Annotated in this window: 22 protein-coding genes; 13 read left to right on the top strand and 9 right to left on the bottom strand. The window is 70.2% G+C overall.

All coding sequences use genetic code 11. The features are described 5' to 3' along the window. Window positions 1–4 precede the first annotated feature (4 nt). A complete protein-coding gene (locus IE246_RS06630) occupies window positions 5–844 on the bottom strand; it encodes an AraC family transcriptional regulator (protein ID WP_189988183.1) in 840 nt (279 codons plus the stop codon). A 94-nt stretch (window positions 845–938) separates the two neighbouring features. On the opposite strand from IE246_RS06630, the gene IE246_RS06625 reads away from it, so the two are divergent. Then, a complete protein-coding gene (locus IE246_RS06625) occupies window positions 939–2,114 on the top strand; it encodes an amidohydrolase (protein WP_189988182.1) in 1,176 nt (391 codons plus the stop codon). 192 nt (window positions 2,115–2,306) lie between these two features. On the opposite strand, the gene IE246_RS06620 is transcribed toward IE246_RS06625, so the two are convergent. Then, window positions 2,307–3,332 (bottom strand): permease, encoded by a 1,026-nt coding sequence (locus IE246_RS06620; RefSeq protein ID WP_189988181.1) that lies wholly within the window; start codon window positions 3,330–3,332, stop codon window positions 2,307–2,309. 127 nt (window positions 3,333–3,459) lie between these two features. Continuing rightward, entirely contained in the window at window positions 3,460–3,783 is a 324-nt protein-coding gene (locus tag IE246_RS06615; RefSeq protein WP_189988180.1) for an ArsR/SmtB family transcription factor, read from the bottom strand. 162 nt (window positions 3,784–3,945) lie between these two features. On the opposite strand from IE246_RS06615, the gene IE246_RS06610 reads away from it, so the two are divergent. The 3 genes from IE246_RS06610 to IE246_RS06600 all read left to right on the top strand — a co-directional run bounded on the left by IE246_RS06610 (window position 3,946) and on the right by IE246_RS06600 (window position 7,088). Continuing rightward, window positions 3,946–5,172, top strand: coding sequence for an MFS transporter (locus IE246_RS06610; RefSeq protein WP_229836562.1), 1,227 nt, complete (start codon window positions 3,946–3,948; stop codon window positions 5,170–5,172). Window positions 5,173–5,244: 72 nt separating this feature from the next. After that, window positions 5,245–6,114 (top strand): VOC family protein, encoded by an 870-nt coding sequence (locus IE246_RS06605; protein WP_189988178.1) that lies wholly within the window; start codon window positions 5,245–5,247, stop codon window positions 6,112–6,114. Next, on the top strand, window positions 6,111–7,088 hold the full coding sequence (locus tag IE246_RS06600; RefSeq protein ID WP_189988177.1) for an arginase family protein: 978 nt from the start codon (window positions 6,111–6,113) through the stop codon (window positions 7,086–7,088). Before IE246_RS06605 ends, IE246_RS06600 begins: the two co-directional genes overlap by 4 nt. Window positions 7,089–7,224: 136 nt before the next feature. Here the strand turns inward: IE246_RS06600 and IE246_RS06595 are convergent, their stop codons facing one another. Next, complete coding sequence (locus tag IE246_RS06595) at window positions 7,225–8,670, bottom strand: aldehyde dehydrogenase family protein (RefSeq protein WP_189988176.1); 1,446 nt, start codon at window positions 8,668–8,670, stop codon at window positions 7,225–7,227. A gap of 348 nt (window positions 8,671–9,018) precedes the next feature. Here IE246_RS06595 and IE246_RS06590 point away from each other — a divergent pair, with 348 nt between their 5' ends. The 6 genes from IE246_RS06590 to IE246_RS06565 all read left to right on the top strand — a co-directional run bounded on the left by IE246_RS06590 (window position 9,019) and on the right by IE246_RS06565 (window position 16,260). Beyond that, window positions 9,019–10,785, top strand: a complete 1,767-nt coding sequence (locus IE246_RS06590) for an FAD-dependent oxidoreductase (protein ID WP_229836779.1) — start codon at window positions 9,019–9,021, stop codon at window positions 10,783–10,785. Beyond that, entirely contained in the window at window positions 10,770–12,629 is a 1,860-nt protein-coding gene (locus IE246_RS06585) for a 2-oxoacid:acceptor oxidoreductase subunit alpha (RefSeq protein ID WP_189988174.1), read from the top strand. Before IE246_RS06590 ends, IE246_RS06585 begins: the two co-directional genes overlap by 16 nt. Further along, window positions 12,626–13,681, top strand: a complete 1,056-nt coding sequence (locus IE246_RS06580; protein WP_189988173.1) for a 2-oxoacid:ferredoxin oxidoreductase subunit beta — start codon at window positions 12,626–12,628, stop codon at window positions 13,679–13,681. The genes IE246_RS06585 and IE246_RS06580 overlap by 4 nt, the downstream gene beginning before the upstream one ends. Before the next feature lie 105 nt (window positions 13,682–13,786). After that, window positions 13,787–14,317, top strand: a complete 531-nt coding sequence (locus IE246_RS06575; RefSeq protein ID WP_189988172.1) for an RNA polymerase sigma factor — start codon at window positions 13,787–13,789, stop codon at window positions 14,315–14,317. Beyond that, entirely contained in the window at window positions 14,301–15,110 is an 810-nt protein-coding gene (locus IE246_RS06570) for a hypothetical protein (protein WP_189988171.1), read from the top strand. The genes IE246_RS06575 and IE246_RS06570 overlap by 17 nt, the downstream gene beginning before the upstream one ends. A 7-nt stretch (window positions 15,111–15,117) precedes the next feature. Continuing rightward, window positions 15,118–16,260 carry a 2OG-Fe(II) oxygenase gene (locus tag IE246_RS06565; protein ID WP_189988170.1) on the top strand — a complete coding sequence of 381 codons (1,143 nt, stop codon included), beginning with the start codon at window positions 15,118–15,120 and terminating at the stop codon, window positions 16,258–16,260. A 22-nt stretch (window positions 16,261–16,282) separates the two neighbouring features. Here the strand turns inward: IE246_RS06565 and IE246_RS06560 are convergent, their stop codons facing one another. Beyond that, window positions 16,283–16,915: a carbonic anhydrase gene (locus IE246_RS06560; protein WP_189988169.1), complete on the bottom strand. Its 633-nt coding sequence runs from the start codon at window positions 16,913–16,915 to the stop codon at window positions 16,283–16,285. A gap of 119 nt (window positions 16,916–17,034) precedes the next feature. On the opposite strand from IE246_RS06560, the gene IE246_RS06555 reads away from it, so the two are divergent. After that, complete coding sequence (locus IE246_RS06555) at window positions 17,035–17,325, top strand: PDDEXK family nuclease (RefSeq protein WP_189988168.1); 291 nt, start codon at window positions 17,035–17,037, stop codon at window positions 17,323–17,325. Here the strand turns inward: IE246_RS06555 and speB are convergent. Both speB and IE246_RS06545 read right to left on the bottom strand, forming a co-directional pair. Next, window positions 17,306–18,388: an agmatinase gene (speB, locus tag IE246_RS06550; protein ID WP_189988167.1), complete on the bottom strand. Its 1,083-nt coding sequence runs from the start codon at window positions 18,386–18,388 to the stop codon at window positions 17,306–17,308. The two genes, IE246_RS06555 and speB, sit on opposite strands and share 20 nt — an antisense overlap. Window positions 18,389–18,514: 126 nt before the next feature. Beyond that, complete coding sequence (locus IE246_RS06545; RefSeq protein ID WP_189988166.1) at window positions 18,515–18,988, bottom strand: MarR family winged helix-turn-helix transcriptional regulator; 474 nt, start codon at window positions 18,986–18,988, stop codon at window positions 18,515–18,517. Between the two features lie 92 nt (window positions 18,989–19,080). Here IE246_RS06545 and IE246_RS06540 point away from each other — a divergent pair, with 92 nt between their 5' ends. Continuing rightward, complete coding sequence (locus IE246_RS06540) at window positions 19,081–20,322, top strand: MFS transporter (RefSeq protein WP_189988165.1); 1,242 nt, start codon at window positions 19,081–19,083, stop codon at window positions 20,320–20,322. 49 nt (window positions 20,323–20,371) lie between these two features. Next, window positions 20,372–21,292: an LpxL/LpxP family acyltransferase gene (locus IE246_RS06535; protein WP_189988164.1), complete on the top strand. Its 921-nt coding sequence runs from the start codon at window positions 20,372–20,374 to the stop codon at window positions 21,290–21,292. On the opposite strand, the gene IE246_RS06530 is transcribed toward IE246_RS06535, so the two are convergent. Continuing rightward, window positions 21,258–21,734, bottom strand: coding sequence for an anthrone oxygenase family protein (locus IE246_RS06530; protein ID WP_189988163.1), 477 nt, complete (start codon window positions 21,732–21,734; stop codon window positions 21,258–21,260). The two genes, IE246_RS06535 and IE246_RS06530, sit on opposite strands and share 35 nt — an antisense overlap. Before the next feature lie 16 nt (window positions 21,735–21,750). Further along, on the bottom strand, window positions 21,751–23,562 hold the full coding sequence (locus IE246_RS06525) for an ABC transporter ATP-binding protein (RefSeq protein WP_189988162.1): 1,812 nt from the start codon (window positions 23,560–23,562) through the stop codon (window positions 21,751–21,753). Window positions 23,563–23,792 lie beyond the last annotated feature (230 nt).

Raw genomic sequence — 23,792 nt, 5'->3', positions numbered from 1 at the left:
GGCCTCACCCGACGATCGCCCGGCGGTAGGCGGCCGGTGTCACTCCCTTGACCGTCTTGAACGCCCTTGTCAGATGGCTCTGATCGGCGAAGCCGGCCTCAGACGCGATCGCCGCCAGCGGCAGCCCGGTACCGATCAGGTCGCACGCCCGCCGGATCCGCCGGTCGCGGACATACTGGCCGGGAGTCATGCCGGCCATGCGTTTGAAGTCGCGGATCACCTGAAACCTGTTCACCCCGCCGACATCGGCCAACCGCGACAACGGGAACGACGCGGCGAGATCGTCGGCGATCGCGGCGTCGTACAGCGCCAGCCGGCGACTGGCGCCGGATCGATCCGCAGGCCGGCCCGCCGGCCGGTCGCCGAAGCGCCGGACGATCGCGGCGAGCACCGTCAGCATCGCGCTTTCGGCGTCATCGGGCCCGCCGTCTCCATGGGCCGCCGTCGCGTGCGCCGCCGCAAACGCCGCCGCCAGGTCGGGAGCCGGCAGCACCGCGGACCGGAACAGCGGCACATCCGGCAGGCCGAGGTCGTCGGCGATCTCGCGCATCAGCGCCACCGGCGGATAGCAGGTCCGGTACGACCAGCCGGCGTCGCAGCCCTTCTCGCCGTCGTGCGGCTCCTCCGGGTTGACCACCAGGATCGAGCCCGGCATCGCGAGATTGCCGGTGCGGCCGACCCGGAAGCGCTCGACGCCCTCGGTCACGACGCCGAACACGTAGGTCGGATGGGTGTGCAGGGCGTAGGCATGGTCGCGATAGGTGGCGGCGAGCATCTCGAGACCGTCGAGCGCCGGGTGCACGGTCAGTCGCGCGGTTTCCCGCAATGCCGCAGCAACTTCCATCGCCCCACTATCCGCCCGGCGGTCAATCCGGTTCAAGACTGCCGCGCCGGCCCGCGGCAGGGTAACGCCGGTGAACGAGCGACCGGAGCACGATATGACCGCGAACGACAGGGTGGCCGGCATCACCGACGAGGTCATCGGCTGGCGCCACCGGATTCACGCCGACCCCGAGCTCGGGTTCCAGGAGCACCGCACCGCGGCGTTCGTCGCCGGGCGGCTGCGCGGCTTCGGCCTGGAGGTCCACACCGACGTGAGCGCCACCGCCGTGGTCGGACTCCTGCGGCGCGGCACCGGGGGCCGCAGCGTCGCCCTGCGGGCCGAGCTCGACGCCCTGCCGATCCAGGAGGCGGCCGGCGTCCCCTACGCCTCGCGCACCCCGGGCGTCATGCACGCCTGCGGCCATGACGGGCACAGCGCGATCCTGCTGGGGGCGGCGAAGCTGCTGGCCGAGGGCGGCGGCTTCGACGGCACCGTGGTGTTCGTGTTCCAGCCGGCCGAGGAAGTCGTCGGTGGCGGCCGCCGGATGGTCGGCGACGGGGTGTTCGAGCGGTTCCCGGTCGACGCGGTGTTCGCCCTGCACAACTGGCCGGGCGTGCCCGAGGGCCACATCGCGGTGCGCACCGGCCCGCAGATGGCGGCGGTCGACGACTTCGAGCTGCGTTTCAGCGGCAGGGGCTGCCACGCTGCCATGCCGCATCTCGGCGACGACCCGATCCTGGCGGCCGCCGACTTCGTCGCGGCGGCGCAGCGCGTGGTCAGCCGCAGCATCGACCCGCTGAAGCCGGCGGTGCTGTCGGTCACCCAGATCCACGGCGGCCGGTTCAACAACTTCGTGCCGACCGAGGTGACGGTCGAGGGCACCTGCCGGTTCTACGATGCCGGCCTGTCGGACCACTGCGAGGCCGAGATCCGCCGGATCGCCGAGGGCGTGGCGGCGGTGCACGGGCTGGCGGCGGCGCTCACCTACAAGCGCGGCTATCCGCCGGTGGTCAACCCGGCGGACGGGGCCGACGTCGCGGTCGCGGCCGGCCTCGACGCGGTCGGAAGCGAGCGGGTGCTGACCGAGTTTCCGCCGAGCATGGGTTGCGAGGACTTCGCGTTCATGCTGAACGCCGTCGGCCGTGGCGCCTACGCCTGGATCGGCGCCGGCGAGGTCGGGCCCGGCCAGGGCCTGCACGGCGACCGCTACGTGTTCAACGACGCGGTCGTGCCGGTCGGGATCCGCTGGTTCATGAACGTGGTGCAGCGGGCGCTTCCAGTGGTGCGCTGAGCCGGCCCGAAGGACCGGCCCGTCGCCTGGTGGGTTCCGGCTCGGCCCCGCCGAAGGCGGCGCGTCCGTCCGGAATGACGTCAAGAAGAGGAAGGCACGGCCCGTCCCCCTCTGTCGTCATTCCGGACGGGGCGACCTGCGCAAGCGGGGCGACCCGAGCCGGAACCCAGAGAGCGACGGGCTCGACCGGCCTCACACCACCAGGCCGTACAGCCCGCCCATGGCGAACGCGCCGGCGAAGGCGAAGCCGAGATAGGCGGCGAACACCGGCGGCCGGGCCAGCGCCCAGACCGCGATCGCCGCCGGGATCGAGGACACGCCGCCGGCCAGCATGAAGGCCATGCCGGCGCCGGGCGCCATGCCCTGCTCGATCAGCCCGCCGATCAGCGGCAGCGCCGCATAGCCGTTCAGGTAGGCCGGCACCCCGACGGCGGTGGCGCCGAGCACGGTCAGCCAGCCGTCGCCGCCGATCGAGCTGCTGATCAGCTCGGCCGGGACGTAGGCCAGCATCAGGCTCTCCAGGAAGAACGCAATGGCCAGCCACTTGCCGAGGAACAGGGTGTTGTCGAGGGCGTTCCTGGCGAACCGTTCGCGGCGCGGCTGCTCGCCCCAGAACCGCCAGACCACCTGCTTCGGGTTGCGGATGGTCGAGCCGCCGCAGCCACCGTTGCCCACACCCTCGCGCAGCGGCTCGGCGAACAGGCCGGCCCGGCCGATCGCCGCCGTGCCGAAGCCGCCGAGCAGGCCGATCGCCACCGCCGCGACGGTCTTGTAGACCGCGAACGTGGTCCCCAGGGTACCGGCGGTCAGCAGGAACATCGACGGGTCCATCAGCGGCGAGGCCAGCCAGAACGCCATGACCGGCGCCAGCGGCACGCCCATCGCCAGCAGCGCGGCGATCAGCGGGATCACCCCGCAGGAGCAGAACGGCGACAGCGCGCCCATCAGGGCGGCCGCCACGATCATGGTCGGCAGGTTGCCGGTAAACGCCCGGGCGATCAGGGCGTCGGCGCCGCTGGCCTTGGCATAGGCCGCGACGCCGATCGACAGCGCCAGGAACGGCAGCACGCCGACCAGGGCGTCGCCGGTGAACCGCAGGCTCGTCGCGGCCTGGGCCGGCGCCAGCACGGTCAGCAAGGCGAGGGCCAGCAGAGCGACCAGAACCGCCGGATCGATCCGGCCGGCGAGCCGTCTGGTGGCGAGGGCAATCTCGGTCATCTTGGTTTCTCCGCTATTCCCAGAATATTCGACATAGTTGGGCAAAAAAAGGGAAACGTTTCCCCATTCCCTCATCCCGGCCGCAGCGACGAAGTCGCGGAGAGCCAGGATGAGGACGAATTGAGGATCACGCCGCCGCCCCCGCCGCGCCACAGCGCTCCGCCCCGGCGTCGGCGCAGCATTCGCGGGCCAGGAACCCGAGGGTCTCGTCCATCGCCGCGTAGTTGGCGTGGCAGAACAGGGTGGTGCCGTCCCGCTCCTGGTACACCAGGCCCACGGCGATCAGTTTGTGCAGGTGGTGCGACAGGGTCGAACGCGCGGTTTCGGTGCGGCGTTGCAGCTCGCCGACCGGCAGCCCGCCGCGGCCGGCCCGGACCAGGATCCGGAACACCTGCAGACGGGTCTCGTTACCCAGCGCCTCCAGGCGCGTCGCTGTGGTCTTGATGTCCATGGCGGCAATATAGGGCGCCGCCGGGAATCGATCAACGGTATTCCCAAGAATTTCGGAATATGATCTAACGCCCGGACGATCCTCGAATGGACGCCGGCTCGAATGGACGTCGGGGCCGGCGCCGTGGAAGGATGCCTCGTCCGCCTTCCGGAGTCCGCCTCCTTGACCGCCGCTCAGCCCCCTGCCCCGCCCGCATCGACCACATTTGCGTCGCCGGGTCGTACCGTCCTCGCCCTGGCCTTCGCCGAGACCATCGTGTGGGCAGGGGTGTTCTACATCTTCCCGGCCCTGCTGGCGCACTGGGAGGGCGACCTCGGCTGGGAGAAGACCACCCTGTCGGGCGCCTTCACCGCCGCCCTGGTCACTTCCGCCCTGTGCGCGCCCCTGACCGGCCGCCTGATCGACGCCGGGCACGGCCGGCGGCTGCTGATCGGCGGCTCGATCTGTGCCGGCCTGCTGATCGGCGCGGTCAGCCTGGTGCGCGAAGCCTGGCAGTTCTACGCCCTGTGGGTCGCGCTCGGCGCCTGCATGGCGACCTGCCTGTACGAACCGTGCTTCGCGTTCCTGACCCGTACCCGCGGCAGCGACGCCCGCAAGGCGATCACCCGAATCACCCTGATCGCCGGGCTGGCCGGCACGGTCTCGTTCCCGGTCGCCAACCTGCTGGCCGAGCTGTACGGCTGGCGGGCGGCGACCGGCGGGTTCGCGGCCGCCATCCTGCTGATCTGCGTCCCGTTGTTCGTCTACGGCACCCGGCCGGTGCCGGAGGCCGAGCCGGCGGCGATCGCCGGCAGCGGCGGCAAGGACGGCGCCGGCCTGCAGGCGGCGCTGCGGCGGCCGACGTTCTGGCTGCTGGCCGTGGCGTTCGCGATGATCGCGCTGACCCAAGGCATCCTGATCACCCACCTGCTGCCGATGCTGGACGAGCGCGGCGTGTCGACCACGGTCGCGGTGGCGGTCGCGTCAGGCATCGGGCCGATGCAGGTGGCCGGGCGGCTGGCGATGATGGCGGTCGAGAAGCGGGTCTCGATGAACGCGATCTGCGGCCTGTCCTTCGCGTTCATGCTGGCGGCCTCGACCGCGCTGATCGGCGCCGGCGCGATCCCGCTGCTGCTGTTCGCCTTCGTGCTGCTGCAGGGCTCCGGCTACGGGGTCACCAGCATCACCCGGCCGGTGGTCACCGCCAACCTGCTGGGGCGCACCGGCTTCGGCGCGATCTCCGGGGCGCTGGCCCTGCCGTTCATGGGCGCGACCGCCGCCGCACCGACCCTGGCGGCGGCGATCTGGACGGTCGGCGGCTACGACCTGGTGCGGCTGACGGTGCTGTCGCTGGTCGGTTTCGGTGCCGTCTGCTTCGTGCTGGCGATCGTTTCCGCCCGCGCCCGATAGCCTGCGTGCACGAGCCCGTGCGCCGGCTCCGGCGGCGGACTAGACTGCGCGGAAAACCCGGGAGGACCTGCCATGGACGCCCCGTACGACCGCGCCCGCGAGGATGTCGGCAACATCGTTCACCTCGAGCACGTCAACGTCCTGATCCCCGACCAGAGCCTGGCGACGTTGTTCTATGTCGTCGGCCTCGGCCTGACCCGCGATCCGTACCTGATGGTGGGCACCAACAACATGTGGGTGAACATCGGCCGCAGCCAGATGCACCTGCCGTCGCGTCAGCCGACCCAGCGGGTGCGCGGCACGATCGGCCTGGTTCTGCCCGACCTCGACCGCGCCGAGGCCTCGCTGGCCGGCGTGCGCGACGCTCTCAAGGGCACCGCGTTCAGGTTCCTGCGCAACCACGGCGTCCTGGAAGCCACCTGCCCGTGGGGCAACCGGTTCCGCTGCCACGCCCCCGACCCGGCGTTCGGCCCGGTCGACCTGGGCATGCCGTATGTCGAGTTCGACGTGCCGGTCGGCACCGCCGACCGCATCGCGGCGTTCTACGAGGCGATCCTGGGCGCCCCCTCGCGGGTCGAGGAGCCGGACGGGGTGCCGTGCGCCCTGGTGCACGCCGGCGCCCACCAGACCCTGCGGTTCCGCGAAACCGAGACGCCGCAGCCCGACTACGACGGCCACCACGTGGCGATCTACATCAGCGACTTCTCGTCGCCCTACCGCAAGCTGGTGGAGCGCAACCTGGTCACGATCGAGACCAACCGGTACGAGTGGCGCTTCGAGGACATCGTCGACCTGAAGAGCGGCCAGACCCTGTTCACCGTCGAGCACGAGGTGCGCAGCCTGACCCACCCGCTGTTCGCCCGGCCGCTGGTGAACCGCAACCCGGACCAGACCCAGCCGACCTACGCGCGCGGGCTCGACGCGTTCGGGGGACGGGCGTGACCCCAGCCGCGACCGGCCTGTTCCGCCCCGTCGGCAGCTATCTCGGGGTGCCGCAGACCCTGGATCCGGCGGCTGCCGGAGCGCGGGCCGCGATCGTCGGACTACCGTTCGACTCCGGCCGGCACCCCAAACGGGTCGGCGCCCGGCTCGGCCCGGCGGCGATCCGCATGATGTCGACCGACATGGTCCGCCACTACCGGCCGGGCGCCGCAGCAGACTTCGACCCGATCCGCGGACTGCGGCTGGTCGACCTCGGCGACGTTGCGGTGACCTCGGGCGTGATCGAGGAGTCGGTCGAACGCATGGAGGCGGCCCTGTCGGCAGTGGTCGCGGCAGGGGCGATGCCGATCGGCCTCGGCGGCGACGGGGTGGTCAGCGTACCGATGATGCAGGCGCTCGGCCGCGCCCATCCCGGCCTCGCGGTGCTGCACTTCGACTCCCACACTGACGCCTATCCCGAGGGCGGCAACGCCATCGACCTCAACCCGGCGACCACGTTCTCTTTCGCCGCCGAGAAGGGCTATGTCGACCCGAGCGTCTCGGTGCATTTCGGCCTGCGCGGCACCGCCTACGTGCCCGGCGTCTTCGACTACACCCGCGGCCTCGGCTACCACGTCATGCCGATCGAGGATCTCGAAGACCAGGGGCCGGTGGCGATCCTCGAGCGGTTCCGGGCGATCATCGGCGATCGCCCGGTGTTCGTGTGCTTCGACATGGACGTGTTCGACCCGTCGGTCGCGCCGGGGGTGTTCACCCCGGCCTGGGGCGGGCTCTCGGCGCGCGAGGGGCTGCGACTGATTCGCGGCCTGGAGGGGCTCAACATCGTCGGCTTCGACGTCAACACCACCACCCCGACCTACGACGTGCAGGGCATGACCGCCTGGCTGGCCGCGACCGTGGTGCTGGAGTTCTGCTACCTGGCCGCGACCGCGCTCGGGCTGGCCCCAGTCAGCGCCAGCCGCACCGACTACTGACAGGTCCGCCGCATCGTGGGTCCCGGCTCTCCGCTTCGCTGCGGCCGGGATGAGGGGTGAGCGAGCAACCCGACGCCCTCATCCCGGCCGGCGTGGCGAAGCCACGCAGAGCCGGGACCCAGCGGCTATTGCACCCTCAGTCGCTCAGCGGCCAGCCGCTGACCGCCTTGACCTCGAGGAAGTCCTCCAGGCCCCACTTGCCGCCCTCGCGGCCGTTTCCGGACTGCTTGTAGCCGCCGAACGGGCTGCCGGACGCGCGGCCCGAGCCGTTCAGCTGGACCATGCCGGAGCGCAGCCGGCGGGCCACCCGCCTGGCCCGCTCGGGGTCGCCGGTCTGGACATAGGAGGACAGACCGTAGGCGGTGTCGTTGGCGATCCGGATCGCCTCCTCCTCGCCCTCGAACGGGATGATCGACAGCACCGGGCCGAACACCTCCTCGCGGGCGATGGTCATGTCGTTGGTGACGTCGGCGAACACCGTCGGCCGCACGAAGTAGCCGCGGTTGAAGCCTTCCGGCCGACCCGGGCCGCCGGCCACCAGGCGCGCGCCCTCGGCGATCGCCTTCTCGATCAGGCCCTGGACCTTGTTGAACTGGGTCTCCGACACCAGCGGGCCGATGTGCGGGCCTTCCTGCGCCGGGTCGCCGACCTTGGTCGCCTCGGCGGTCGCGGCGGCGATCTTCACCACCTCGTCGTACACCGAGCGCTCGGCCAGCATGCGGGTCGGGGCGTTGCACGACTGGCCGGTGTTGTTGAAGCAGTGCGCGGCACCGGCCGCCACCTGCTTCGGCAGGTCGGCGTCCGCGAACACGATGTTCGGCGACTTGCCGCCGAGCTCCAGGGACACCCGCTTGACGGTGTCGGCAGCGGCCTTGGTGACGGCGATGCCGGCCCGGGTCGAGCCGGTGAACGACATCATGTCGATGCCCGGGTGCCGGGACATCGCCTCGCCGACCGTCGGGCCGTCGCCGTTGACCAGGTTGAAGACGCCCTTCGGGAACCCGGCCTCGTGCATGATCTCGGCGAACAGCATGGACGACAGCGGCGCGATCTCCGAGGGCTTCAGGATCACCGTGCAGCCGGCCGCCAGCGCCGGCACCACCTTCAGGGTCACCTGGTTCATCGGCCAGTTCCACGGCGTGATCAGGCCGCACACCCCGATGGGCTCGTACACGATGTGCTCGTTGCGGGCGTCGTCGCGCAGCGGGTGCTCGAACTCGAACTCCTTGAGGACCCGGATGAACGCCTTGATGTGGCCGTAGCCGGCAGCCGCCTGGGCCCGGGTCGCCAGCGTGATCGGGGCGCCCATCTCCTGGCTGATGGTCTTGGCCATCTCGTCGGAGCGCGCCTTGTAGACCTCGGCCAGCCTCTCCAGCTTCGCCAGCCGTTCCTCGCGACTCGTCAGGCTCCAGGCCGGGAACGCCGCGCGGGCCGCCGCCACCGCCCGGTCCACGTCGCCGCCCGCGCCCAGGGAGATGGTCGCGAAGGCGGTCTCGTCGGCCGGGTTGATGACCTCGAAATCGTTCTCGGCGAGCGGCGCCACCCAGGCGCCGTCGATGTAGAAGTCCGTCTTGCGAATCATCGCTCTGCTTCCTGTCGTCAGGGTCGGATCCCGCCCGTGTTCGGGCGCCTGTCCGGGGACTATAGGTCGGTTCGGACGGCATGGTTAGACCATGGTCGCTCGAAGCCCTGGAGCCAAGGGGGCGCGGCGCCGGGTGCGTCGAGCCGTCGCGTTCCATGGTGGAATGAATCCGTGCCAGTATTAACGATGCGATAGTTGTCCGACAACGTCTTGACGCGGCTTGTCGGCTGGGTTCCTACTCCTCACGCGAAGGCCCGCCCCCGGACGGGCCGTTGCGCCACCGACGGTGGGGAGGATTGGGCCTTGAAGGCCACGGATATCGCCGACTCGAGTTATTTCCACAAAGTCGTGGACTGCCAGTGGGCCTGCCCGGCCCATACCCCGGTACCGGAATACATCCGGCTTATCGCACACGGGCGGTACACCGACGCCTACATGGTCAATTGGAAATCCAACGTGTTCCCCGGAATCCTCGGGCGGACCTGCGACCGGCCGTGCGAGCCGGCGTGCCGCCGCGGCCGGGTCGAGGACGAGGACGTGACCGGCGGACGCAAGGAGCCGGTGGCGATCTGCCGGCTCAAACGCGTCGCCGCCGACAACAAGGACGAGCTCAACGGCCGCCTGCCGACCGCCCCCGCCAGCAACGGGCGGCGCGTGGTGTGCGTCGGCGGCGGGCCGGCCTCGCTGACGGTCGCGCGCGACCTGGCGGCGACCGGCTACGAGGTCACGGTCCTCGACCAGGACCCGAAGCTCGGCGGCATGATCCGCACCCAGATCCCGCGGTTCCGGCTGCCGGAGCAGGTTATCGACGACGAGGTCGGCTACATCACCGGCATCGGCAACATCACGTTTCAGCAGCGCCGGGTCGACAGCCTCAAGGGCCTGCTGGACGAAGGCTGGGACGCGGTGTTCGTCGGCTCCGGCGCCCCGCGCGGCCGCGATCTCGACATCCCCGGCCGCCGGGAAGCCGCGGCCAACATCCATATCGGCATCGACTGGCTGTCCAACGTCTCGTTCGGCCACATCGAGAAGATCGGCAGGCGCGTGATCGTGCTCGGTGGCGGCAACACCGCGATGGACTGCTGCCGCACCGCCCGCCGGCTCGGCGGCGACGACGTCAAGGTCATCGTCCGCTCCGGCTTCGAGGAGATGAAGGCGTCCCCCTGGGAGAAGGAGGACGCGATCGCCGAGGACATCCCGATCCTCAACTTCCTGGTGCCGAAGTCGTTCGTGCACGAAGGCGGCAGGCTGGTCGGGATGACCTTCGAGAAGGTGCAGGCCGAGTATGACGCCAACGGCCGCCGCAAGCTGGTCCCGACCGGCGAGGAAGACCCGTTCTTCGAGTGCGACGACGTGCTGGTGGCGGTCGGCCAGGAAAACGCCTTCCCGTGGATCGAGCGCGACATCGGCCTCGACTTCGACGACCGCTGGGACATGCCGAAGGTCGACGAGGCCACCATGCGCTCGACCCATCCCAAGGTGTTCTTCGGCGGCGATGCGGCGTTCGGCCCGAAGAACATCATCTGGGCGGTGGCGCACGGCCACGAGGCCGCGGTGTCGATCCACACCTTCCTGGACGGCGGCGACCCGGCGGTCCGCCCGGCCCCGGCGGTCGAAATCGTCAGCCAGAAGATGGGCATCCACGAGTGGAGCTACGACAACGACGTGGCCCTGGACGCCCGGTTCAAGGTGCCGCACCGCCCGAAGGAGGAGTCGCTGCGCGACATCCGGGCGGAGGTCGAGCTCGGCTTCGACCGCGAGCTGGCCTGGAAGGAGGCGCAGCGCTGCCTCAACTGCGACATCCAGACGGTGTTCACGGCGCAGCTCTGCATCGAGTGCGACGCCTGCGTCGACATCTGCCCGATGGACTGCATCACCTTCACCGAGGACGGTGAGGAGGACGAGGTCCGCGGCCGGCTAAACGCGCCGGCAGCCAACCTCGACCAGGCCCTCTACATCGGGGACGGGCTGAAGACCGGCCGGATCATGGCCAAGGACGAGGACGTCTGCCTGCACTGCGGGCTGTGCGCCGAACGCTGTCCGACGGGAGCTTGGGACATGCGCAAGTACCTCATCGAAATGAGCCACGCGGAACGGGCATGCGGCAAGCACTGACAGGGACCGCCTTGACTGCGACCAACGACTTCGTCGTCAAGTTCGCCAACGTCAACGGCTCCGGTTCGGCATCCGCCAACGAGCTGTTCGCCCGATCGATCCTGCGCATGGGCGTGCCGGTCAGCCCGCGCAACATCTTCCCGTCCAACATCCAGGGCCTGCCCACCTGGTACGAGGTACGGGTGTCCGAGGACGGCTATCTCGGCCGCCGCGGCGGGATCGACATGATCGTCGCGATGAACCCGGAGACCTGGGAACAGGACATCGCCGAGGTCGCGCCGGGCGGCTACCTGTTCTACGACTCGACCCGGCCGCTGCCGCCGAGCGCGTTTCGCGACGACGTCACCACCATCGGCGTGCCGCTGACCGCCATCACCAATGCCACCTACTCCGACCCGCGCCAGCGCCAGCTGTTCAAGAACATCATCTATGTCGGCGCCCTGTCGGTGCTGCTGGACATCGACCCGAAGGTCATCGAGTCGCTGTTCGGCGAGCAGTTCAAGGGCAAGGAGGCGCTGATCGACTCCAACGTGAAGGCGCTGAACCTGGGGCGCGACTGGGCGCAGCAGAACCTCGATGCGGGGATCTGCCGGCTGAAGGTCGAGGCGCGCGACAAGGTCGGCGACCGGATCTTCGTGGAGGGCAACGCCGCCGCCGCCCTCGGCTGCGTCTACGGCGGCGCCACGGTATGCGCCTGGTATCCGATCACGCCGTCGTCGTCGCTGGCCGAGGCCTTCGCCTCGTACTGCAGGCGCTACCGCCACGATCCGGAGACCAAGGAAGCCCGCTACGCCGTCATCCAGGCCGAGGACGAACTGGCGTCGATCGGCATGGTGATCGGCGCCGGCTGGAACGGCGCCCGCGCCTTCACCTCGACCTCCGGCCCCGGCATCAGCCTGATGACCGAGTTCATCGGCCTCGCCTACTTCGCCGAGATCCCGGCCACCATCATCAACGTGCAGCGCGGCGGCCCGTCGACCGGCATGCCGACCCGCACCCAGCAGGCCGACCTGCTGTCCTGCGCCTACGCCTCGAACGGCGACACCAAGCACGTGCTGCTGTTCCCGGAAGACCCGCGCGAGTGCTTCGACTTCTCGGCCGCCGCCCTCGACCTTGCGGACCGGCTGCAGACCCCGGTGTTCGTGATGACCGATCTCGACATCGGCATGAACCACCGCCTGTGCGAGCCGTTCGCCTGGGACGACGCCAAGCGCATGGACCGCGGCAAGGTGATGACCGCCGAGGAGCTGGAGGCCGGGCGCGACTTCGGCCGCTACCTCGACGTCGACGGCGACGGCATCCCGTACCGCACCCTGCCCGGCACCCATAAGAGCAAGGGCGCGTTCTTCACCCGCGGCACCACCAAGAACGCCTATGCCCGGTACTCCGAGGAAGGCAGCGACTACGTCGAGAACATGGAGCGGCTGCTCCGCAAGTTCGACACCGCCAAGGGGCTGGTGCCGCAGCCGATCGTGCGCGAGGCGGACAGCCCGACCCGTTACGGTGCGCTGTACTTCGGTTCGACCAGCCCGGCGATGACCGAGGCGCTGGACCGGCTGCAGGCCGACGGCCTGCTCGTCGACGCCATGCGGCTGCGGGCCTTCCCGTTCCCCGACCAGGTGCGCGACTTCATCCTGGCGCACGACAAGGTGTTCGTCGTCGAACAGAACCGCGACGGCCAGATGCGCACGATGCTCAGCACCGAACTCGGCATCGATCCGGCCCGCCTGGTCCCGGTCCTGCACTACGACGGCACCCCGATCACCGCGCACTTCATCCTCGGCGAGATCCGTCGTCGGCTCGCCCAGTACCACGTCGTCCCGCTCGAGAGGGCCGTCTCGTGACCTACATCACCAAGCCGAAGCTCCATCACCCCAGCCTGCCGAAGAACAGCGTCGGGTTCACCCGCCGCGACTACGAGGGCCGGGTCTCCACCCTGTGCGCCGGCTGCGGCCACGACTCGATCAGCGCCTCGATCGTCCAGGCCTGCTACGAGCTGGCCATCGAGCCGCACCGGGTCGCCAAGCTGTCCGGCATCGGCTGCTCGTCGAAGGCGCCGACCTACTTCCTCGGCGCCAGCCACGGCTTCAACACCGTGCATGGCCGGATGCCGAGCGTGCTGACCGGCGCCTACCTGGCGAACCGCGAGCTGATCTATCTCGGGGTCTCCGGCGACGGCGACAGCGCCTCGATCGGCCTCGGCCAGTTCGCCCATGTCATGCGGCGCGGCGTGAACATGGTCTACATCGTCATGAACAACGGCGTGTACGGCCTCACCAAGGGGCAGTTCTCGGCGACCGCCGACAAGGGCTCAGTCGCCAAGAAGGGTGCCGTCAACAACGACAGCGGCATCGACCTCGCGTCGATGGCGATCCTGATGGGGGCGACCTTCGTCGCGCGCTCGTTCTCCGGCGACAAGCATCAGCTGGTGCCGCTGATCAAGGCCGCGATCAGCCACCCGGGTGCCGCGATCCTCGACGTCATCTCGCCGTGCGTGGCGTTCAACAACCACAAGGGCTCGACCCGCAGCTACGACTACGTCCGCGAGCACAACGAGGCGGTGAACCGGCTCGACTTCATCACCGGCCAGGCCCCGATCACCGCCGAGTACGCGCCGGGCACCACCGTCGAGGTCCGGCAGCCGAACGGCACCACGCTGCGGCTTGCCAAGATCGCGCCGGACTACGATCCCTCGGACAAGGCGGGTGCCCTGGCCTACATCCAGGAGAAGGACCGTGAAGGCGAGGTGGCGACCGGCCTTCTGTACCTCGATTCCGATCCGCACGACCTGCACGGCAACATTCGCACGGTCCAGGCGCCCCTGAACTCGCTGGACGAGGAGACCCTGTGCCCGGGCTCCGACGTCCTCGACCGGATCAACGCCGCCCTGCGATAATCTGCAGGCTCCGGGAAGAATCCGACATCATCGTCGGATCCCGCGGATAAGCGGACCACGCCCGCGCGTATACATCCCGAAGTTCCTTTCCGGGGGCCCTTGGGTATGACTCGCCTGGACGTGACAGCGCACCTGCAGCGGCTGCGGCGCTACGCTCGCTTTCTGTGCCGCAACGCCGCCGATGCCGACGACCTGGTCCAGGACACGCTGGTCAAGGCGATCGCCAGAGCAGACCAGTTCCGTCCCGAAGGGGATCTGCGGAACTGGCTGTTCAGCATCCTGCACAACACTTTCGTTTCAGGGACCCGAACCGCGGAACGGCGCAGTCGGCCGCTGGACATCTGCGACAACGGCGACGGGTTCGAACCGCAGCCGGAGCAGGAAGTCCGTCTCGAGCTCCGCCGGGTGCTGGCAGCGCTCGATCGTCTTCCGGTAGAGCAGCGCAGCGTGATCGTCCTCGTCTCGGTCGAAGGCATGACCACCGACGAGATCGCCGACCTGATGCAATTGCCGGTCGGCACGGTCCGGTCGCGGTTGGCCCGCGGCCGCGAGGCGTTGCGACGGCTCACCCGCGGGGACGGCGCAGGAACCGCGTCTCTTCGGATCGTTGGAGGGCACGATGTCCAGACAGGTTGAGGACTGGGAACTGAGCGCCTACGTCGACGGCGAGCTTCCGTCGCACCGCATGGAGGAGGTTCGGGCGGCGGCCGAACTCGATGCACGGCTCCGCCGTCGTCTCGACCAGCTGCTGGCGGATCACCATGCCCTCGGCGAACTGGGGGATAGCGAGCAGTTCCAGCCGCGCGAAATTCCCCCCCGTCTCGCGCGGTACGGTGCCGATCTGGCGAACGCGTTGCGGGCGAGCGATCGGCGCCCGGCGTCGTCGCAGCTGCTGCCGGCGCCGCTGACCGTCTGGCGGCAGGTCGCGGGGCTCGCAGCGGCTGCGGCGCTCGGCTGGGGGGCGGCGTCGTGGGCGGCCCCCCAGCAGGACGACGCCCTGTCGTCGTTCATCGACGAAGCTGCCGAGGTGCACCGTGTCGCTTCGGTTGCGCCGACCTTCTCGCGGGAGGCATCGGCATCGGTGATCGAGAGCCTGACGAGGCTGTTCGCCCACAAGCTGACCCCGCCGGACCTGTCGTCCGAGGGCTTCTCGCTCGATCGCGTCGACGTCGCGGCCACGGATACCGGCCCGGCGGCGGTCTTCTACTACACCGACCCCGAGGCGCGGCGGCTGTCGCTCATTCTGTCGCTGGACACCCCCACCATCGACTCGCTCGACGACGGTGCCGCGCCTCGGGTGACCACGCACGACGGACTGGCCGTGTCGTTCGGCAGGCACCGCGACGTGGCGTACGCGCTGGTCGGCTCGCTACCCGAGCCGAATGTCCGCCTCCTGGCCTCGCGGGCAGCCGCGACACTCAACAACTGAGACCACCATGCAGCACTTCGCACCGGGCGACTTCCTGCCGACCTTTTACGCCAACAGCAACATCAATCCCCGCTTCGCCTTCCACTCTCTGTCCGGCCACCGGTTGCTGCTGGCGTTCGTCGGCACGGTCCGCAGCGGGCCGGGACGCGCCCTGGCGGAGGTCCTGATCGCTCAGGCCGAGCGGCTCAGGCAGAACCGCATCATGGTCTTCGTCGTGACCATGGACAACTACGGGCTCGAAGACCCGGTGCTGCAGCAACTCTCAAGCAATTTCACCCTGTTCTGGGACCACGACCGCGCGATCGCCCGGCTGTACGAAATGGACGCAACGCCCTCGGGCGCCGCCCCGGGAACCTCGGTCCTGCGCATCGGCGCGCTCCTGATCGAGCGGAACCTTCGCCTGCACGCGACGATCCCGGCATTGCCGGTCGAGGAGTTCGCAACGCGGCTGTGGGGCGCCGCGGACACGCTGCCGCAGCACGAATCCGAACGTCTCGTCTCGGAGCAGGCCCCGGTGCTGATCATTCCGGACGTCCTGCCCCGCGCCGTCTGCCGACGCTTCATCGACTACTACGAAGCCGGCAACGCCGCTCCGAGCGGCTTCATGCGCGACATCGACGGGCGGACCCAGGGCTTTCTCGATCCCAAGATGAAGCGCCGGAAGGACATCCATATCGCCGACCGCGACCTGCAGATGGTTCTCCGTGCGGCCCTGGTGCGCCGCGTCGTCCCCGAGATCCGCAAGGCATACTGCTACGACGCCACGCGGATCGAACGCTACATCGTCGCTTGCTACGAGGACTCCGACAAAGGCTTCTTCGGCTCCCACCGGGACAACGAGACCAAGGCGACCTGCCACCGTGCCTTCGCCGTCAGCCTCAACCTGAACAGCGAGGAGTACGAGGGCGGCGGCCTCCGGTTTCCGGAGTACGCGAGGCACACCTACAAGCCGGCGACCGGCTGCGCCGTGGTGTTCTCCTGCTCCCTGCTTCACGAGGCGCTGCCGGTGACGCGGGGCCGCCGCTACGTCACCCTGCCGTTCCTGTACAACGACGAAGCCGCGCACCGACGTGCCGAGAACCTGAAGTTCCTGAGCGACACCCCGCCGACCACGATCGAGGCCGCCCCCGCCGGGCCGGTGCCCGCCTGACGGCGGTCGCCCGCCACCCGCCTCACTCGCCGACCGGCTGTCGTCGGAACCGCCGGGCGTCGTGGTTGCTGGCGATCGTGCAGCCCAGGTCGCGGATCACCCCGTCGTCGAGCCCGTAGACCCAGCCGTGCACCGACAGCAGTCGACCGCTGCGCCACGCGTCCTGCACCACCGGCGTCTGCACCACCCGCATGACCGTCTGCTCGACGTTCAGCTCGCACAGCCGCGCCAGCCGCGCCCGCGCATCCGGGAGCGTCGCCAGGTCGGCCTCGAACCGTTCGTGCAGGTCCTTGATCGGGCGCAGCCAGTGGTCGATCAGGCCATGGCGCTGACCGTCGACGGCAGCCGCAACGCCGCCGCAGCCGTAGTGGCCGCAGACGATGATGTGAGAGACCCGCAGGACCTCGACCGCGAACTGCAGCACCGACAGCCCGTTCAGGTCGCTCGGATGCAGCAGGTTCGCGACGTTGCGGTGCACGAACACCTCGCCGGGCTCCAGGCCGGTGATCACGTTGGCCGGCACCCGGCTGTCGGAGCAGCCGATCCACAGGTACTGCGGCGCCTGCAGCCCCGACAGCCGCCTGAAGTAGTCCGGGTCGCTGGCGACCCGCTCCGCGGCCCAGGTCTTGTTGTGCTGGAGCAGATCCTCGATCATTCGGCCGATCCCTTCATTCGCCTGCCTCTCTGCTCGCCCGGTTCATCTTCGGCGTTGCGTGGTTTAGAGTCTTCAGCCGCGGCATCCAAGCCCATGTCTCAACACAGGAGACGCCGACCATGCCCCTGGACAAATTCCGCCGCTCCCTTGCCGGAGAGGCACCGCCGGAAGGCGCCTCGCCCGCCCTCGCCGCCCTCTGGCACCAGGGCCGCGGCGACTGGCAGGCCGCGCACGAGGCCGTGATGTCCGACGGTAGCAAGGAGGCCGCCTGGGTGCACGCCCACCTGCACCGCGTCGAGGGCGACGAGTCGAACGCCGCCTACTGGTACAACCGCGCCGGGCAACCGCACTGCCAGGAGCCGCTCGATTCCGAGTGGGCCGATCTGGTGATCACACTGATGCCGGGCTGATCGCCGGTAACCAGCCCGCCGCCTCGCGCGCCGGCTCGGCGAGCCGCGCCAGGCAGAAGATCGTGAACAGGACCTGCGCCGCCGCATGGGCGGTGTTCGAGCTGGTGTCGTACTGCGGCGCCACCTCGACCACGTCGCCGCCGACCATCGGCAGCCCGGCCAGGCCGCGCAGGATCTCGAGCGCCTCCAGCGAGGTCATGCCGCCGATCTCCGGTGTGCCGGTGCCGGGCGCGAACGCCGGGTCCAGGCTGTCGACGTCGAACGACACGTAGAACGGCTGGTCGCCGACCACCGCCCGCGCCTTCTCCGCCACCGCTGCCGGCCCGAGCTTCAGCACGTCCTCGGCGTGCACCACGGTCATGCCCGACTCGTAGGAGAACTCCCAGAGGTATTCGGCGGCGCCGCGGATGCCGATCTGGATGGTGCGCTCGGGATCGAGCACCCCCTCCAGCACCGCCTGCCGGAACGGCCCGCCATGGTGGAACTTGGCGCCCTCGTACGGCCCGCTGGTGTCGCAGTGGGCATCGATGTGGACCAGCCCCAGCGGCCGGCCGCGCCCGAGCGCCTTCAGGATCGGCAGCGAGATCGAGTGGTCGCCGCCGATCGCCAGCGGCACCACGCCGGCGGCGCGGACGCGCTCGAAGCAGGCTTCGATGTCGGCATGGCAGCTCACCAGGTCGTAGCGGCTGCGCATCATCACGTCGCCGACGTCGGCGACCGCGCAGTCGGCCAACGGCGCGATCTTCAGCTGATGCTCGTACGGCCCGACCCGCTCGATCGCCCGGACCGCCCGCGGACCCAGGCGCGAGCCTGCCCGGTTGGTGACCCCGAGGTCCATCGGCACGCCGATCAGCGCGTAGTCCAGGCCGTCCAGGTCCAGCGCATCGTCCTTCAAGGGCCGGTGTGGGGCGTCCAGGAAGGTCGATACCCCGGCGAACGGCCACGGCCGCCGGCCGGCCTTGAAGATCCGTCGGCCGACCTCGGCGAACTCCGGGTCGAAGATCGTGCCCTCCGGGGCCTGACCGTACTTCTCCCTCAGGGCGCGCAGCTTGTCCTGGTCCATGGACCGCCTCCGGTCGTCGGGTCGTTGCAGGTTGTCGGCTTCGACATAGCAGACCCGGTGCCGGCCGTCTCGCCCTGCCGGCCGTCTCGCCCTGCCGGCCGTCTCGCCCTGCCGACCGTCGCCCCGCTACGCGTCGCCGAACACCGCCGAGGCGTCGGCCAGCAGGCGGCGCAGCGCTTCGCCGCCGTCGGTTCCCAGCCGGTCGCGGACCGTCAGCTCCGCCTCCCGCCAGACCGGTCTGGCCCGCTCGAGCATCCGGCGACCCTCGGGGGTCAGTTCGACGACCCGGGCCCGGGCGTCGCCGCCGCGCCCGAGCCGGACCCAGCCGGCCTTCTGCAGCGGCCCGAGGTTCCGGGTCAGCGTGGTCCGGTCCATCATCAGCCGGTCGGCGAGGTCCGTAATCGAGGGCTGTTCGACCTGGGACAGGGTGCTCAGGACGGAGTATTGGGTCAGCTTGAGGCCGGTCGAGCGCAGCGCGTCGTCGTAGAACTGGCAGACCCGTCGCGTCGCCCGTCGGAGCGCGGCGCCGGTGCAGCGCATCTCTGCGACGATTGATGCCGTATCGGCACCGGATCCGGTGCCATCGGTCGGTTCGGCCATGATTGACTCTTGCGTGCAGCTACACCAGTGTAACTGCACGTATGATATCCCATCCGTCGGCGATGTGCCAGCGGCCCAGTCACGAGGCTTCCATGTCCAGCACCGCGTCCCCCCATCCCGCTCCCGCCGACTACGGCTGGCGCACGCCCCTGGTGGTGATCCTGGCGGGCTGCCTGATCGCCATGGTCGGCTTCGGTATCCGCTCGGTGTTCGGGCTGTTCCTGGAGCCGATGACGGTCGCGCACGGCTGGGACCGCAGCACTTTCGGCCTGGCGATGGCGATCCAGAACCTGCTGTGGGGCGTCGGCGTCCCGATCGCCGGCATGATCGCCGATCGCTACGGCCCGTCCCGGGTGCTGGCCGCCGGCGCCGTGGTCTACGCGGTCGGCGTCTGGGGCTTCGCCCACGCCGGCACGGCGTTCGAGCTGCACCTGTTCGGCGGTGTCCTGACCGGCCTCGGCGTGGCGTTCACCGCGTTCTCGCTGGCGATGGCGGCGATGGCCAAGGTGGTCGGGCCGGAGCGCCGCTCGCTCGCGCTCGGCCTCGGGACCGCGTCGGGCTCGTTCGGCCAGGTGGTGTTCTCGCCGCTCGGCCAGGCCTTCATCCACCAGTTCGGCTGGGAGCCGGCGCTCGGCTATCTGGCGCTGTCGGCACTGCTGGTGATTCCGCTGGCCTTCGTGCTGCCGAACGTCCAGGCGCCGAAGGGCGAGACGATGCAGAACCAGAGCCTGATGCAGGCCCTGCGGGAGGCCAGCGGCCACCGCGGCTACGTCCTGCTGACGGTCGGGTTCTTCGTGTGCGGCTTCCACGTCGCGTTCATCACGGTGCACTTCCCGGCCTACGTCACCGACCTCGGCCTCGACCCGGCGGTCGGCGCCACCGCCCTGGCGCTGGTCGGGTTCTTCAACATCGCCGGCTCGTTCGGTTCCGGCATGTTCGGCCAGCGCTTCAGCAAGAAGACCGGGCTCGCCTGGATCTACTTCCTGCGCTCGGTCGCGATCGTCGGCCTGCTGCTGGCACCGAAGACCGACCTGACGATCTACCTGTTCGCCGGGGCGATGGGGCTGCTGTGGCTGTCGACCGTGCCGCTGACCACCGGCATCGTCGCGCAGGTGTTCGGGGTCCGCTACATGGCGACCCTGTTCGGCGTGGTGTTCCTCAGCCACCAGCTCGGCAGCTTCCTGGGGGTCTGGCTCGGCGGCTACCTGTACGACACCGTCGGCTCCTACGACGGCGTGTGGTGGGCCGGGGTGGCGCTCGGCCTGGTGGCCGCCGGCATCCACGTCGCCATCGACGAGAAGCCGCTGGCCCGCCTGACGCCCGCCACCGCCTGAACCGACCAAAGGGCTGGACAGGCGCGGCGCGAGGAACAATACCCACGGCATGAGCCGCCTCCTCGCCCGCGTCGTCCAGCCGCTCGAAGCCGCCGTCGTCCTCGGCTTCTATTCGCTGTTCGGCCTGCTGCCGCCGGCCGCCAGCTCGGCCGTCGGCGGCTGGCTGCTGCGGCGCGTCGGTCCGCTGCTGCGCGCCCACCGGGTGGCGCGCAGCAATCTCGAACGGGCGTTCCCCGACAAGACCGCCGGCGAGATCGCCGGCATCCTGGACGGCATGTGGGACAATCTCGGCCGCAACATCGGCGAGTTCCCGCATCTGCGCACCCTGCTCGCCAACCCGGACGCGGTCGAGGTCGCGGGCACCGAGGTCATCCAGGCGCTGCACGACGCCGGCAAGTCGGTGATGTTCATCGGTGCCCACCTGGCGAACTGGGAGATCGCGCCGGCCATCGCACTGCGCTCCGGCTTCACCGCGGACTACATCTACCGGGCTCCGAACAACCCCTGGGTGGACCGCCTGATGGCCCGGCGCCGGGTCGATCCCGAGGGCCGGCTGATCCCGAAGGGCGCCGAGGGCGGCCGGCGGGCGATGGCGGCGATCAAGGCCGGCCGCTCGCTCGGCATCCTGATCGACCAGAAGATGAACGAGGGCATCGAGGCGCGGTTCTTCGGCCGTCCGGCCATGACCACCCCGGCGTTCGCCCAGCTCGCCATGCGGTTCGGGCTGCCGGTGGTGCCGATCCGGTTCGAGCGCCTGGGCGGGCCGCGATTCCGGGTCACCGTCGACCCGCCGCTGGAGGTCGCGTCCACCGGCGACCGGACGGCCGACGTCGCCGCCATGGTCCAGGCCGCCAACGACCACATCGAGGCCTGGGTGCGCGATCGCCCCGAGCAGTGGTTCTGGGTGCACCGCCGCTGGCGGGAGAAGCCGGCGGTCAGCGCCCCGGACGCAGCGCCAGTATCGTCATGAGCGCGAACGCCAGGAGCGAGGCGGCGAACCGCACGTGGTTCCAGAACGTCCAGCGCTCCGAGTAGTCAGACCACGCCTGGGCCGGATCGACCGCCGCGGGATCCAACGCCGCCAGCGCCTCGTTCATCGGGACATTCACGACCGCGGTGATCCCGACCGCGAGGAGGCAGAGCGCCAACGCCAGGACGGCGACCAAGCCGGCCGCGGCACCGGCCCGGCGCCAGAGGAATGCCGCCGCCACGGTGGTCGCCAGCGGCGCCCCGAAGAACGAAGCGGCGAACAGCGGGTTGCGGACCACCCGGTTGATGCCTTGCATGGCGGCGATGGCCGCCTCGGGCGCCGAGTCGTCCAGGCCCCACATCACGCTGTTGCTGTAGGCGTAGAAGAAGCCGGCGAGCAGGCCGAGCAGGAGGACGCTGACGAGGTGAAGAAGCCGCGTCACGCCCCCTCTCCCCGCCTCACCCGACCGCCGCCGCGGCCGCCGGCCGCTCGTCCTCACGGAACTGCAGGGCGTGCAGCCGGGCGTACAGACCGCTGCGGGCCAGCAGCTCGGCATGGGTGCCGGACTCGACCACCCGGCCGCGCTCGAACGCGTGGATGACGTCGGCGCCGTGCACCGTCGACAGCCGGTGTGCGATCACGATGGTGGTGCGGCCGACCATCAGGCGGGCGAGCGCCGCCTGGATCTGGCGCTCCGACTCGGTGTCGAGCGCGCTGGTCGCCTCGTCGAGCAGCAGGATCGGCGCGTCCTTCAGGATCGCCCGGGCGATCGCGATGCGCTGGCGCTGCCCGCCCGACAGCTTCAGGCCGTGCTCGCCGACCCGGGTGGCGTAGCCGTCCGGCATCTCCGAAATAAAGCCGTGGGCGGCCGCCGCCTCGGCCGCGGCGCGAACCTCGTCGTCGCTGGCGTCCGGCCGGCCGTAGCGGATGTTCTCGGCGACCGTGTCGTCGAACAGCACGACCTCCTGGCTGACCACCGCGATAGCGGCGCGCAGGCTCTTCACGGTCAGCTCGCGGACGTCGCGGCCGGCCACCTTCACGGTTCCCTGCTGGACGTCGTAGAACCGCGGAATGAGTTGCAGAACGGTGCTCTTACCGGCGCCGGACGGGCCGACCAGGGCGGTCACCTTGCCGGCCGGCGCCTTCATGTCGAGCCCGGCCAGCGCCTCGGTGCCGTCGGGATAGCTGAAGCTCACGCCATCGAACGCGACAGCGGCCGGGGCGCGTTCCAACGCGACCGCGCCCGGCGCGTCGGCGATCGACGACTGCCGGTCGAGCAGGGCGAACAGCCGGTCGGCCGAGGCCAGCCCCTCCTGCAGGGTGGTGTTGACCTTGCCCAGGCCGCGCAGCGGCTGGTAGGCCATCAGCACCGCCGCGATGAACGAGAAGAACGCGCCCGGCGTGGTGACCCCGTCCATCACCCGCAGGCCGCCGTAGACGATCACGCCGGCGACCGCGACGCCGCCGAACACGTCGATGATCGGCTGCACGGCGGCGCGCACCCGGCCCTGCCGGAACGCCAGCCGGAACATCGCCTCGATCACCGCGCCGACACGCCGGCGCTCGGCCTCCTCCATGCCGTAGGCCTTGATCACCCGGATGCCGTGGAACGCCTGGCCGAGCAGGGTCGTCAGCTCGCCCATGCGCTCCTGCGACTCGCCCGAAACCCGGCGCATGCGCTTGCCGAGCCTCTGGATCGGCGCCACGGTGATCGGCGCCACGACGAGCGCGATCAGGGACAGCAGCCAGTCCTGGTAGACCATCACCCCGGCCAGGAACACGATCGACAGGCCGTCGCGGCCGAGCCCGACCAGGGCGGTCGACACCGCCTGCCGCAGCGCCTGGACGTCGAAGGTGAAGTGCGAGACCAGGGTGCCGGTCTGCCGGCTCTGGAACAGCGCCACGTCCTGGTCCAGCAGGTGCCGGAACAGCCGGTCCTGCACGTCGGCGACGATGCGCTGCCCGACGAACGCCAGCACCGCCTCCTGCAGGTAGGCGGCGGTCGACTTGACCGCGAAGATCGCCAGCACGGCGCAGCCGATCAGCCACAGCATGTCGCGGTCGCGGTCGACGAACACCTTGTTGACCACCGGGTCCAGCAACCAAGCCGTGCCGGCGGTCGCCGCCGCCACCACCGCCGACGCCACCGCCGCGCCGACCAGCCAGACGGCATAGGGCCGTACGAACTCCCGCCACAGCCGGCGGATCAGCGGCAGGCTGCGCTGGTCGTCGATCGGGATCCGGGACTTCTCGGGCTTGCGGGCGCTCATCGGCTCTCGGGCGATGCCGGCGACCTGCCGCCGCGGCATCCGGTATCGGGTCTTGCGAGCTTGGCCATACGGTCCGTGACGCGCTTTCCAGCGCGTAGGCGCTGTGTTAGTGGGTACCGCCCGCTCAACCTAGTGCCGAACGTCCGATGGCGCCACAGATTGTTGGCCGGACGCCCGCGGAGCCATGCGCCTTCCGCGCGGTCGCCGGGGAGGTCCGCCATCACGCCGGT

Source organism: Thalassobaculum fulvum, from assembly GCF_014652915.1.
In the GTDB taxonomy this organism is placed as follows: domain Bacteria; phylum Pseudomonadota; class Alphaproteobacteria; order Thalassobaculales; family Thalassobaculaceae; genus Thalassobaculum_A; species Thalassobaculum_A fulvum.
This window is presented reverse-complemented; position numbering and strand designations above follow the sequence as displayed.

Bases quoted from the DNA above. Each gene is read 5' to 3' on its own strand.
- IE246_RS06595 (WP_189988176.1), bottom strand. From the start codon at position 8,670: ATGATTCGCAAGACGGACTTCTACATCGACGGCGCCTGGGTGGCGCCG.
- speB (WP_189988167.1), bottom strand. From the start codon at position 18,388: ATGGACCAGGACAAGCTGCGCGCCCTGAGGGAGAAGTACGGTCAGGCC.
- IE246_RS06630 (WP_189988183.1), bottom strand. From the start codon at position 844: ATGGAAGTTGCTGCGGCATTGCGGGAAACCGCGCGACTGACCGTGCAC.
- IE246_RS06585 (WP_189988174.1), top strand. From the start codon at position 10,770: ATGCGGCAAGCACTGACAGGGACCGCCTTGACTGCGACCAACGACTTC.
- IE246_RS06535 (WP_189988164.1), top strand. From the start codon at position 20,372: ATGAGCCGCCTCCTCGCCCGCGTCGTCCAGCCGCTCGAAGCCGCCGTC.
- IE246_RS06575 (WP_189988172.1), top strand. From the start codon at position 13,787: ATGACTCGCCTGGACGTGACAGCGCACCTGCAGCGGCTGCGGCGCTAC.
- IE246_RS06615 (WP_189988180.1), bottom strand. From the start codon at position 3,783: ATGGACATCAAGACCACAGCGACGCGCCTGGAGGCGCTGGGTAACGAG.
- IE246_RS06545 (WP_189988166.1), bottom strand. From the start codon at position 18,988: ATGGCCGAACCGACCGATGGCACCGGATCCGGTGCCGATACGGCATCA.
- IE246_RS06555 (WP_189988168.1), top strand. From the start codon at position 17,035: ATGCCCCTGGACAAATTCCGCCGCTCCCTTGCCGGAGAGGCACCGCCG.
- IE246_RS06565 (WP_189988170.1), top strand. From the start codon at position 15,118: ATGCAGCACTTCGCACCGGGCGACTTCCTGCCGACCTTTTACGCCAAC.
- IE246_RS06560 (WP_189988169.1), bottom strand. From the start codon at position 16,915: ATGATCGAGGATCTGCTCCAGCACAACAAGACCTGGGCCGCGGAGCGG.
- IE246_RS06625 (WP_189988182.1), top strand. From the start codon at position 939: ATGACCGCGAACGACAGGGTGGCCGGCATCACCGACGAGGTCATCGGC.
- IE246_RS06620 (WP_189988181.1), bottom strand. From the start codon at position 3,332: ATGACCGAGATTGCCCTCGCCACCAGACGGCTCGCCGGCCGGATCGAT.
- IE246_RS06570 (WP_189988171.1), top strand. From the start codon at position 14,301: ATGTCCAGACAGGTTGAGGACTGGGAACTGAGCGCCTACGTCGACGGC.
- IE246_RS06540 (WP_189988165.1), top strand. From the start codon at position 19,081: ATGTCCAGCACCGCGTCCCCCCATCCCGCTCCCGCCGACTACGGCTGG.
- IE246_RS06605 (WP_189988178.1), top strand. From the start codon at position 5,245: ATGGACGCCCCGTACGACCGCGCCCGCGAGGATGTCGGCAACATCGTT.
- IE246_RS06525 (WP_189988162.1), bottom strand. From the start codon at position 23,562: ATGAGCGCCCGCAAGCCCGAGAAGTCCCGGATCCCGATCGACGACCAG.